This window comes from Jiangella alkaliphila (genome assembly GCF_900105925.1).
In the GTDB taxonomy this organism is placed as follows: Bacteria; Actinomycetota; Actinomycetes; order Jiangellales; family Jiangellaceae; genus Jiangella; species Jiangella alkaliphila.
On the sequence record NZ_LT629791.1, the window covers coordinates 2852805 to 2864180 of the forward strand.

Here is an 11376-nt window from a genome sequence, read left to right on the forward strand (position 1 = left end):
TCATCCTGACCTGGACCGGCGCCGAACCCGGGGATGCCACGCCCGGGAGCCCGCGGCTTCGTGGTGGAATGCTGCGAGCAGCCGAGAGGAGTCAGCGCGTGGCTGAGCTGGTTGCCGCCGAGATGGTGGCCAATGTCCACTCCGTGGCGGTATCCGTGGGTGATCAGGTCGATGCGGGGGCGACCCTGCTGATCCTGGAGTCCATGAAGATGGAGATCCCGGTGCTGTCCGAGGACGCCGGGCTGGTGTCCGAGGTCAAGGTCGGCCCCGGCGACGTCGTTCAAGAGGGCGACGTGCTGGTCGTCCTCTCGTGACGGCGCTCGGGCCGGGCCTGTCGGCGCGTGAGCCGCACACGGTCACCGAGGTCGACACCGCGCTGGCGGTGGGCTCCGGCGACGTCCCGGTGCTGGCCACGCCACGGCTGCTGGCGTGGATGGAGGCCGTGACCGTGGCCGCCGTCGACGACGTGCTTGCCGACGGCGACACCACGGTGGGCACCCGGGTCGAGGTGGACCACGTCGCGGCGAGTCCGCTGGGCGCCCTCGTGGAGGTGCGCGGCGAGCTGACCGCCGTCGACGGGCGGACCCTGCGGTTCTACGTCGTCGCGCTGGACGGCGACGGCGAGCCGGTGGGTCGTGGGACCATCACCCGCGCCGTCGTGGGGCGCGAGCGGTTCCTGGCCCGCTGGGGTCAGCGGGCGTAGGGGTGGGTGGGCAGGGTCAGCGACCAGTCGTCATCGGCCCGCTTGGGCGGGTCGAGCCGGGGGCCGCCACCCGAGACCGCCCACCGAGCCGCGGAGACCGCGGCGGCGATCGCGAGTGCCAGGACGAGAAGAACGATGACTGTGTTCATGGCAGTAAATCTACTCTCCTTGGGATCCTGCCACGAGTGGCAGGACTGCCAGTAGCCATCGACTTCCTGCCAGTTGTCTGGCAGACTGTCTGAATGCTGCGAAATGTTGCTGTCGTCGTGCTCGACGGGGTCGCCCCGTTCGAGCTCGGTGTGCTCTGCGAGGCCTTCGGCGTCGACCGGTCCGACCAGGGCCTGCCGACTATGGACTTCGACCTGTGCGGCCCATCCCAGCAGGTCAAGACGTCCATGGGGTTCGGGCTGATCATCGAGCACGGCCTCGAGCGGCTCGAGTCGGCCGACCTCATCGGCGTGCCCGCCATGCCGCGGGGCGACGCCTACCCCGCCGACCTGCTCGAGGCGCTGCGGTCCGCCGTCGACCGCGGGGCGCGGGTGCTGTCGGTCTGCTCAGGCGCGTTCGTGCTGGGCGCCGCCGGCCTGCTCGACGGCCGCCGCTGCACCACGCACTGGATGTACAGCACCGAGCTGGCCGCCCGGTTCCCCGAGGCCAAGGTCGACCCCGGTGTGCTCTACGTCGACGACGACCCCATCATCACCAGCGCCGGCACGGCCGCCGGGCTCGACGCCAGCCTGCACATCTGGCGCAAGGAGTTCGGCGCCGACGCCGCGGCCATGGTGGCCCGGCGCATGGTCGTCCCGCCGCATCGCGACGGCGGCCAGGCGCAGTTCATCGAGGCACCGATCCGCGCCACGCCGGCCCGCACGCTGGCCGGCGTCGTCGACTACATGGCCGCCCACCTCGACCAGGACCTCACCGTCGACGACCTCGCGGCGCTGGCCAACATGTCGCCGCGCACGTTCGCCCGCCGGTTCCGGGCCGAGACCGGCACCACGCCGTACGAATGGTTGCTGACGGCGCGGCTGGCGGCGGCGCAGCGCATGCTCGAGCGCGGCGACGACGTCGTCGAGACGGTGGCCGCACGGGCCGGTTTCGGCACGGCGGCGGCCATGCGGCACCACTTCGCCAAGCGCCTGGGCACCACGCCGCAGGCCTACCGGGCGGCGTTCTTCCACCGCCACCCGGGCGAGGCGCGCGCCTGACCCGCGGTCAGACGCCGGTCGTCGAGCGGGGGTAGGCGACCTTCGGGTCGCACTGCACGTTGACGAGGTACGGCACGCCGGCGTCGAACGCGCGGCGCAGCGCCGCGCCGACGTCGCCGGGCTCGGTGACGGTCTCGCCGGCGCCGCCCAGGGCCTCGACGACGGCGTCGTAGCCGGTCTCGGGGCGCAGGTCGGCGGCGACGTCGTAGCCGTACAGGAACCGCATCGGGTGCTTCTCGAGGCCCCACGCGCCGTTGTTGCCGACCACCATGACGACCGGCAGGTCGTGCCGGACCAGGGTGTCGACGTCCATCAGCGACATGCCGGCGGCGCCGTCGCCGTACAGCAGCACGACCTGGCTGTCCGGACGGGCCAGCCGGGCGGCCGCTGCTGCTCCCGCGCCGGCGCCGAGGCAGCCGTACGGGCCGGGGTCGAGCCAGCAGCCGGGCCGGCCGGGCTCGATCAGCTTGCCGGCCCACGACACGAAGTCGCCGCCGTCGCCGACGACCACGGCGTCGTCCTCGAGGATGCGGTTCAGCTCGCCGTAGATGCGCGCCGGGTGGATCGGCTCGGCCTCCGAGGCCAGCAGCGGGGCGTCGCGCTCGACGGCGGCCGCCGCCTGGTCGCGGAGGTCATTCGCCCAGTCGTCCCAGCGGCGGGTCGCGCGCATCGCCGTCAGGATGCCTTCGAGCACCAGCGTGAGGTCGCCGGCCGCGCTCGCCGCCAGGTCGACGTGCGTGGCCAGACCCTCGGGGGAGTCGGCGACGTGCACGACCTTGGCCGGTGCGGTGCCGTCGGAACCGCCGAACGTGCCGAAGCCGAGCCGGAAGTCCAGCGGCGTGCCGACCACGACGACGAGGTCGGCGTTCTTGAACGCGGCCGATCGGGCCCGGTTGACCAGCAGCCGGTGCCCGCGCGGCAGCACGCCGCGGCCCATGCCGTTGGCCACCACGGGGATGCCGGACTCGTCGGCGAAGTGCAGCGCGGCCTGTTCGGCGCCGTCCATCCAGACGTCCGAGCCGAGCACGACCACCGGGTGCCGGGCCTCGCCGATGAGCGTGGCGATGGCGGTGAGGCTGTCGGGGTCGGGCTCCGGGCGGTGCGCCGGCGGCGTGACCTCGAGCGTGACGTCGGCGAAGCTGTACAGCTCGTCCATCGGGACGTCGACGAAGACCGGCCCGCGGTGCGCCGACCGCGCCACGCTGAGCGCGTCGTCGATCACCGGGCCGACGTCGGCGGCCTTGTGCGCCGTCGTGGCCAGCTTGGTGATCGGCGCCAGCAGCGGCGGGTGGTCCAGCTCCTGCAGCGCGCCGGTGCCCCAGCGCCAGGCCGGGGCGCGGCCGCCGACGGCCAGCAGCGGGACGCCGCTGAAGTAGGCCTGGGCGATGCCGCTGACGCCGTTGGTGACGCCCGGGCCCGCGGTGAGTACGACCAGGCCCGGCTCGCGGGTGAGCTTCGCGGTCGCCTCGGCGCCGAAGACGGCGGTCTGCTCGTGCCGCACGTCGACGATGCGGGTGGGCGACTCGGCCTTGACCACGGCGTCGTAGAGCGGGAAGACGTGAGCGCCGGACAGCGTCCACATGGTCCCGACGCCGTGCGCCTCGGCGACGGCCAGGGCGTGCTGGCCGGCGTGCCCGTTCAAGGTGAGGTCTTTGCGCTGCGAAATACTCACGCGGTCACCGTACCGGAATCCATGTGCCGATCATGGCGTAGCGGCGATACCGCCGCCGACAGCGCCCGCAGCTGGGCGTCGTCGAGTGCGAGCACCTCCGCCGGGGGCGCGTACATGGCCCGGATCAGCTCGGCCCGCATCCGTGCGCCCTGGGGCGTCAGGACGACGAGCCGGGCCCGGCGGTCGGTCGGGTGCACCCGCCGTTCGGCGAGGTCGAGTCGCTGCAGCCGGTCAACCGTCCAGGTGGCGGTGGACGCGTCGCACTGCCACTCGGCGGCCAGCTCCTTCATCGTCCGGCCGTCCTCGGCGTTCAGCGAGTGCAGCGCCTTGTACTCGTTCGCCGTCAGGCCGAGATGCGCCAGGACGGCGTCGCGCTCCGGCCGCGATCGGATGAGGAGGTCGAACATCACCCGCCAGGTGTCGGCGGCGAGGCGCGCGTGGTCGTCGGTGCCCATGGGTCGAGCATACTGCTTGGATAACTCCAATAGTTTGACTAATCCAAGTAAATATGTCTATCGTCGGCGGCATGAAGGTCAGCATCAGTATCACCAACTACACGTGGCCCGGCGGCGGGCTCACCGACGAGCTGACGCGCGTGGTGCGGGCCGCCGACCAGGCCGGCATCGACACCGTCTGGGTCGCCGACCACCTGCTGCAGGGCGACCCGACCTGCCGCCTCGAGGACGACATGCTCGAGGCGTACACCACGCTCGGCTACCTGGCCGGGCAGACCGAGCGCGTCCGGCTGGGCACCATGGTGTCGGCGGCGACGTTCCGGGCGCCGGCGCTGCTCATCAAGGCCGTCACCAGCCTCGACGTGCTGTCGCGCGGTCGTGCCTGGTTCGGCGTCGGCGCCGGCTACCACGGCGACGAGGCCGCGATGATGGGCCTGTTCCTGCCGCCCACGGCCGAGCGGTTCGCGCGGCTGGAAGAGGTCCTGCGGCTCGCGAAGCAGATGTGGGCCGGCGACGACGCCGCGTTCGAGACCGCGCACTACCGGCTCGAGCGGCCGCTCAACAACCCCAACTCCGTCACCCGCCCGCACCCGCCGATCCTCATCGGCGGCGCCGGCGAGAAGATCACGCTGCGCCTGGTCGCCCAGTACGCCGACGCCTGCAACCTGCCCGACATCCCCGACGACGGGCAGACGGTCCGGCACAAGCTCGACGTGCTGGCCCGGCACTGCGACGCTGTCGGGAGGCCGTTCGACGAGATCGAGAAGACGCTGGCCATGGCGCTCGCGCCGGGCGAGTCGGCCGACTCGTTCGTGCAGCGCTGCCGGGTCGCCCGCGAGCGCGGCTTCGACCACGTCGGCCTCATCACCCGCGGCACGCCCTGGACCGAGGAGACCGTCGCCACGGTCGCCGCGGCGGTCGACGGCGCCTGACGGGAGTTCGCGTAGGTGTTGCCGAGTTGGCCGTCCCCCTGCTGCCCATTTTCTTAGCCGGGAACGCGCGCCTCAAGTCCGCGCCTCTGTGGTGTCTCTTCGCTGTGCTTCCGGGCTTGGACTTGACCCGCGCGTCCCCGGTCTTAAGAACTCGGCAGCTATCAGGGGGACGGGGGAGGTGTGGCGACGGTCCGTAATGGTGGCGGCCGTCTTCGATGGCGCCGGTCGTCTTCGATGTTGGGGGCCGTGGTCTGCGTGTGTCGAGGACGGTTTCTGCCATCGAGGACGGTCCTGACCATCGAGGACGTGGGCTGCCCCGAGCTTTCCGGACCGCTTCGTTTGCGGTCTCTTATGCTGCGAGCTGGCCATTCAGGTGTTCGTTGCGGACTTCGTGCGGGGTCCGGTAGCCGAGCCCTGAATGGATTCGTCTGCGATTGTAGAAGAGTTCGATGTAGTTCGCAACATCCTCGCGGGCTTTCTTCCGTGTCGGGTACACGGTGCGGTAGACGCGCTCGACCTTCAACATGGAATTGAACGATTCGGCCAGAGCGTTGTCGTAGCAAATGCCGGTCCTGCCGAGCGAAGCGCGCATCCCGAGCTGCTTGATCTTCGCTGAGAAGTCAGTCGATGTGTACTGCGTCCCGCGATCTGAGTGAAGGATGCAGCGGTCGGCGAGATCGTGATTCCTGGCGGCCATGTCGAGCGCGTCGGTGACGAGTTCGGTGCGCATGTGGTCGGCGAGTGCGTACCCGATGACTTCTTTGTTGAAGCAGTCGATCACGGTCGCCAGGTACAGCCATCCCTCCCAGGTGTGGATGTAGGTGATGTCGCCGACCAGCTTCGTTCCCGGCGCGTCGGCGGTGAAGTCGCGGCGCACCAGGTCTGGGGTGGCCGGCCGGTCGTCGCCCTGGATAGTGGTGATCTTGTACGGGCGCGGCTGGCACGGCACCAGGCCCAGCTCACGCATCAGGTCACGGACCAGCTCGGGCCCGGTCTGCTCGCCGCCGCGGAGCAGCTCGGCGTGGATGCGCCGGTACCCGTAGGTGCGGTCGTTGTGGTCGAACAACGCCTCGATCTTGAGCTTCAACTCCTCACGCCGCCGCGTGGTCGCCGACGGTGGCCGGTCCCGCCAGTCGTAGTAGCCGGACCTGGACACACCCAGCCAGGTGAACATCTGCTTGAGAGACGGAGCGTCGTTGACATTGTCGGCGCTATTGTGCGCGTACTCGGCGGCGATGAACTCGTACTTCTCGCTCACCGCTGCTCCTTCGCGAAGTACGCGGCAGCTTTTTTCAGGAACGCGAGCTCCATCTCCTGGTCTCGCGTCCGCCGTCGCAGTTCGGCCAACTCCGCACGTTCGGACAACCCCAGCGGCGGCTCGTCGCCGACGTGGTCCTCTCGGTACTTCTTCACCCAATTGCCGAGAGTGGTCTCACCCACGCCGATCTCACGCGCCACATCGGCAATACGACGGTCATTCTCGACCACCAGTCGAGCAGCCTCTTCGCGGAACTCAGGCGTGAATGTTGCCTTCTTCCTCGCCACGAACACTTCTCCTTTCCGGATCGGACCTTATGAGGTCCGCAGTCCGGAAAGTGGGAGGCACGCCAACGGCGGTGCGGGTCCTGGTCTGGCGTTACGTCGTGGTCTGCCGTTACGCGAAACGGTGGATTCGGGGCTGGTGGCGTGACTGGAGACCTGGACGTAACGGCAGACCAGGACCCCGGCACTCACCAACCTGGGTCTGACGCGCGTCCTGGGTGTGAGGCGCGGTTTCGGGCTCGAAACGAGTGTTCGGCGCGCGTGAGACCCAGGACGCGCCTCACACCCAGGAGGCCAACGCTGCAGAGTCCGGCGAACGGTGCATATCGGGGCGGGCTGTGCCCGGTTCTTCCCAGTCCCCCTGATAGCTGCCAGTTCTTAGGCCGCGTGGCCGCGGGTCAAGCGGTCATCGTGGGCCTGTCAAGTTTTTCGTGTAAGACAGGGCAAACCTTTACCTTGATGTGACTTTTCTAGGTGAGTCTTCCGGGGAATTCCACGACCAGGAAGTTGAGTGCTTTCTTCCATCCGTGGGTTCCGGTGCCTGATGCTCCTCCTCGTTTCCGGCTGATGTTACGGATCCCGAGAAAGAGCAGCTTCATGGCGGCGTCATCGTCGGGGAAGTGGCCGCGGGTCTTGGTGATCTTCCGTAGCTGGTAGTTGATTGATTCGATCAGGTTCGTCGTGTAGACGATTCGGCGTAGCTCGGCCGGGTAATCCAGGAACGGGATGAACTCGTTCCACGCATTCTTCCACACCTCGATCGCGCCGGGATACTGCTGCCCGAAATTCTGCTCGAATTCTTTCAACGCGATCTCGGCCGCGGCGACGCCGGGAGCGGTGTAGATGTGACGCATCGCCGTGGCGACCTTTTTCCGGTCGCCGTAGGAGATGAACCGCATCGTATTGCGGATCACGTGCACCACACAGGTTTGCACGGTGACCTTGTCGAACACGCTGCGCGCGGCGTCAGGCAGCCCGGTCAGCCCGTCGCAGCACAGGATGAGGACGTCGCGCAGGCCCCGGTTGCGCAGCTGCGTGAGCACGTGCGCCCAGAACTTCGCGCCCTCCTCCGCGGCGATCCAGATCCCCAGCACGTCCTTCAACCCGTCGACGTCGACGCCCACGACCAGGTGTGCGGACTTCAGCGTGACCGAGCCGCGGTCGCGGACCCGGATCCGGATGGCGTCGACGTAGACGATCGGGTAGACCTCGTCGACCGGCCGGTTCTGCCACAGTGTGATCTCGTCCACGACCACGTCGGTGATCTTGGAGATCAGCGCCGGCGACGTGTTGATGTCGTAGATCTCCTTCAGGTGCGCCTCGATCTCCCGGGTCGATAGCCCGCGCGCATACAACGACAGAATGATGTCCTCGATCGCGCCGACACGCCGGGAGTGTTTCGGCACGATCTGCGGGGCGAATGTCGAATTCCGGTCTCGTGGCACGGTCACGTTCACCGGGCCGGCCGTCGTCGCGACCGTCTTGGCCGAACGCCCATTCCGGGAGTTCCCCGATCCGCGCCCAGCCGGATCGCCGGGCTCATAACCGAGATGATCGGTCATCTCGGTCTCCAACGCCCGCTCCAGAACTCTCGACGTCAACCGATTCAACAACCCATGAACACCATCAACCGGTGTCCCGGACGACTCGGCATCCGCCAACAGATTGTCAATCGCCTCATCCGACAACACCGCCGCCAACCGACGAGCTGCCTCATCCGAGGAATCGACAACCTTCTCCTGCTCCGACACAAAGAATCCTCTCGCGGCCACGACGCAAACACGCCCGGACCAATCCTGGCCCACCCGGCCTTACACGAAAGATTCAACACGCCCGTCATCGTCGCGCGAAGCGCCAATAGTCCGCTTGAGGCGCGGGTGCGCGGCTAAGACAATGGGCAGCAGGGGGAACGCCCAACTCGGCACACCCTCGGCCAACGTCCGCACTACGCCGGCGAACTCCCCGGCGAACCTCCCCGTATCTTCGCCACCCGTTCGCGCACCGCCGGGACCACCTCGGACGTGAACAGCTCGAGCTGGGCGGCCGGGTCGGTGATCGTCCACAGCACGAACGTGTCGAAGCCCAGCTCGACCGCCCACTCCGTGAGCGACTCGACCCACAGCTCGACCGGGCCGACCAGCCCCTGGCCGCCGCTGTACGGGCCAATCGCGCCGAGGACGTTGTACAGCCGGCGCACGTCGCGCGGGTCGCGTCCGGCCGCACGAGCCGCGTCGTCGACCAGGGTCTGCCGCTCGAGGACCTGCTCCGGCGGCACGTAGATGTTCAGCGGCGACACCCATCCGTCGCCCACTCGGCCGGTGACGCCGAGCATCTTCGGACGTTGGCTGCCGACCCAGATCTCGACCGGCTGCGGCGGCACGGGGCCGGCCTGGTAGCCGGCGATGCGGTGCTGGGCGGTGTTCGTGCGGATCGCCTCGCCGGCGAGGGCGGCGCGGACGATGCCGATGCCCTCCTCGGTGTATCGCACCATGTCGTCGCCGTGGTGCGGCGTCGCGCCCATCGACGCCACGGCGGCAGCGCTGGGCCCGCCGCCGACGCCGAGTGCGACCCGTCCGGGCACGATCGTGGCCAGCGACGCAGCCGCCTTGGCCAGCATGGCGGGCGGGCGCAGCTGCAGGTCGGCGACGTCGGGGACGACGGCGACGCGCTCGGTGCGGGCGGCCAGGACGCTGAGCATCGTCCAGACGTCCAGGTAGCCGGGCAGGTAGGCGTGGTCCTGGACGGCGAGGTACTCCAGCCCGGCGCGGTCGGCCTGCCGGGCGAGGTCGAGCGCGGACCCGAAGTCCGCGGCGGTGGGGTCGAGGCTGACCCCGAAGGTGAGGGGACGTCCGTAGTCAGTCACCCTCTCATCATCGGCGCCCGAGGCACCGAAGGCGACATGACGATAAGCGACTTACCTTGGATAAGTCAGTGATGTACCCGGTAGCGGAGGTGGGTGGCCTCGCGGCCCTCGAGACTGCGGACGAGTTCGAGCTCGACGCGCTCCCCGGCGGCGCTGTCGAACAGCGGGCGGCCGCCGCCGAGCAGCACCGGGACCACGTGCAGCTCCAGTTCGTCCAGCTGGCCGGCCCGCAGCAGCGACTGGGCCGCGCCCGCGCCGTGCACCATGACGGCGCGGTCGCCGGCCGCGGCCCGGGCGTCGGCGGCGCAGGCGAGCACGTCGGTGTAGAAGCGGGCGCTGCCGGGCGCCACGTCACCGTCGTCGACGTGGTGGGTGAGCACGTTGATCGGGACGCCGTCGTGGTGGTCGCCCTGCCAGCGTCCGGCCAGTTCGAACGTGCGCCGCCCGGAGATCACGGCGCCGGTGGCCAACGCCTCGCTGTACACCTGCCCGTTGATGCCCGGGCCCAGGCGGTCGTCGAGCCAGTCGAACAGCCGCCCGCCACCTCGCCCCAACTCCTGCCCGGGGCGGTCGTCCGGGCCGGCGATGAAGCCGTCCAGGGACATTGACATGTAGAGGCGGATCGGCGCGGTCTGGGTCATCGGTGCTCCATCCGGATCACAGGGACGGCGGGAAGCCGAACACTCGGGCCGGATCGTACCGGCGCTTGACGGCGGCCAGCCGGGGCAGGTTCGCGCCGTGGTAGGCGGCCGGGCTGTCGGGCAGGGCGAGGTCGGGGAAGTTCGGGTAGACGTGGCCGGAGCCGTCGGCGTGCGCGATCGCCCACGACGTGTCCGCCCAGGCCGATGACGCGGCGGCGCCGTGCTCGAGCAGGAACCGCTCGCCACGGTGGGCGAACGCCGTCGCGTCGGCGAGGACGCGGTTGTAGGCGCCGCCCATCGGGGTGAACGCGAGCCGTCGCGGCCCGTCGTCATCGTCGCCGGCCCGGGCGGTGAGCGAAGCGCACAGCGCGTCGACCGTCGACCGCCGCAGCGGTCCTGCGAAGAACTCCGACCGGATCCGCCGGCCCCCGGGCGCGGCGTCCAGCGGGTCCGGCCCGGCGAGGACCGTCTTGAGCCGCGAGTACGGCAACCCGCCGTGCAGGTCGAGCGGCGCGCCGACGGCCGCGCGGAACCCGTCGAGCAGCGCGTGGGTCGGCGCCTCAGGCAGCAGCGAGGCGCCGCCGAGACGCACCTCGACCGGCCGCCCCGGCAACGCCAGCACCTCCAGGCCGACGGTGACCTCGTCAGGCGCGTCCGGGGCCCAGTCCTGCCACGCCTCGATCACCTCCGCCAGCGGCGCCCGCGGCGCTCCGAACCCGACCCGCGTCGTCACGGGCTCCGGCACGGTGTCGAAGACCAGCGAGGTGACGACGCCGACCTGGCCGCCGCCCGCGCCCCTCAGCGCCCAGAACAGCTCCGGCTCGCGGTCCCGGTCGCAGTCGACGACGGCGCCGCCCGCCAGCACGACCCGCGCGCCGGCCAGCCGGTCGCAGGTCAGCCCGTAGCGCCGTCCGAGCAGCCCGATGCCCCCGCCCAGCGTCAGCCCGGCGATACCCACCGTCGGGCCGCAGCCGGCCGGCAGCGTCCGCCCGTGCCGCGCCAGCGCGCCGTACACCCCGGCCAGCCGCGCCCCGGCGCCGATCGTCGCCACCCCGCCGTCGGCCACGGACACGTCGTCGAGCAGGCCGAGGTCCAGCAGGATGCCCTCGGTGGACGACCGGCCGGCGAAGCAGTGGCCACCACCACGCGGCACGACGGGTGTCCCGGTCGCCCGCGCGTGCTCCAGTGTCCGCGCGACGTCCTCGGCCGAGCGGCAGCGCACCACGAGCCGGGGCCGCACGTGCGCGAACCGCACGTCGGCCGGGCGGTAGGCCGCCTCGTAGCCGGGGGAGCCGGGCTCGTACACCTCACCGTCGAGGGCCGCAGCGATCATGCCGCCGACGCTACGGCCGCCCGGCAC

At 70.3% G+C, this 11376-nt stretch carries 12 protein-coding genes; 4 read left to right on the forward strand and 8 right to left on the reverse strand.

The window, feature by feature from the left end; translation table 11 throughout:
* The first annotated feature begins 68 nt into the window (after positions 1-68).
* Both BLV05_RS13270 and BLV05_RS13275 read left to right on the forward strand, forming a co-directional pair.
* Positions 69-314, forward strand: a complete 246-nt coding sequence (locus tag BLV05_RS13270) for a biotin/lipoyl-binding carrier protein (protein ID WP_046769721.1) — start codon at positions 69-71, stop codon at positions 312-314.
* On the forward strand, positions 311-703 hold the full coding sequence (locus tag BLV05_RS13275; protein ID WP_046769720.1) for a thioesterase family protein: 393 nt from the start codon (positions 311-313) through the stop codon (positions 701-703). Before BLV05_RS13270 ends, BLV05_RS13275 begins: the two co-directional genes overlap by 4 nt.
* Here the strand turns inward: BLV05_RS13275 and BLV05_RS35765 are convergent.
* The gene (locus tag BLV05_RS35765) at positions 691-852 is read right to left on the reverse strand and encodes a hypothetical protein (RefSeq protein WP_157524249.1); all 162 of its coding nucleotides are present in this window, start codon (positions 850-852) and stop codon (positions 691-693) included. The two genes, BLV05_RS13275 and BLV05_RS35765, sit on opposite strands and share 13 nt — an antisense overlap.
* A 93-nt stretch (positions 853-945) precedes the next feature.
* On the opposite strand from BLV05_RS35765, the gene BLV05_RS13280 reads away from it, so the two are divergent.
* Positions 946-1911, forward strand: coding sequence for a GlxA family transcriptional regulator (locus tag BLV05_RS13280; protein ID WP_046769719.1), 966 nt, complete (start codon positions 946-948; stop codon positions 1909-1911).
* Between the two features lie 7 nt (positions 1912-1918).
* Here BLV05_RS13280 and BLV05_RS13285 read toward each other — a convergent pair whose 3' ends face one another.
* A complete protein-coding gene (locus BLV05_RS13285; RefSeq protein WP_197683638.1) occupies positions 1919-3583 on the reverse strand; it encodes an acetolactate synthase in 1665 nt (554 codons plus the stop codon).
* Positions 3580-4038, reverse strand: coding sequence for a MarR family winged helix-turn-helix transcriptional regulator (locus BLV05_RS13290; RefSeq protein ID WP_046769718.1), 459 nt, complete (start codon positions 4036-4038; stop codon positions 3580-3582). The genes BLV05_RS13285 and BLV05_RS13290 overlap by 4 nt, the downstream gene beginning before the upstream one ends.
* Before the next feature lie 71 nt (positions 4039-4109).
* On the opposite strand from BLV05_RS13290, the gene BLV05_RS13295 reads away from it, so the two are divergent.
* Positions 4110-4970, forward strand: a complete 861-nt coding sequence (locus tag BLV05_RS13295; protein ID WP_046769717.1) for a TIGR03560 family F420-dependent LLM class oxidoreductase — start codon at positions 4110-4112, stop codon at positions 4968-4970.
* 349 nt (positions 4971-5319) lie between these two features.
* On the opposite strand, the gene BLV05_RS13300 is transcribed toward BLV05_RS13295, so the two are convergent.
* From BLV05_RS13300 to BLV05_RS13320, 5 genes are all read right to left on the reverse strand, one after another.
* Positions 5320-6515, reverse strand: a protein-coding gene (locus tag BLV05_RS13300) for an IS3 family transposase (RefSeq protein WP_407717070.1) whose coding sequence is annotated in 2 segments (ribosomal slippage) — positions 5320-6254 and positions 6254-6515 — 1197 coding nt in all. Because the reading frame shifts where the segments join, the coding sequence is not laid out codon by codon here.
* A gap of 467 nt (positions 6516-6982) precedes the next feature.
* A complete protein-coding gene (locus BLV05_RS13305) occupies positions 6983-8212 on the reverse strand; it encodes an IS256 family transposase (protein ID WP_083421479.1) in 1230 nt (409 codons plus the stop codon).
* Between the two features lie 245 nt (positions 8213-8457).
* A complete protein-coding gene (locus tag BLV05_RS13310; RefSeq protein WP_046771286.1) occupies positions 8458-9375 on the reverse strand; it encodes an LLM class flavin-dependent oxidoreductase in 918 nt (305 codons plus the stop codon).
* 65 nt (positions 9376-9440) lie between these two features.
* Positions 9441-10016 (reverse strand): dihydrofolate reductase family protein, encoded by a 576-nt coding sequence (locus tag BLV05_RS13315; protein ID WP_046771287.1) that lies wholly within the window; start codon positions 10014-10016, stop codon positions 9441-9443.
* A 16-nt stretch (positions 10017-10032) separates the two neighbouring features.
* On the reverse strand, positions 10033-11349 hold the full coding sequence (locus tag BLV05_RS13320) for an FAD-binding oxidoreductase (protein WP_046771363.1): 1317 nt from the start codon (positions 11347-11349) through the stop codon (positions 10033-10035).
* Positions 11350-11376 lie beyond the last annotated feature (27 nt).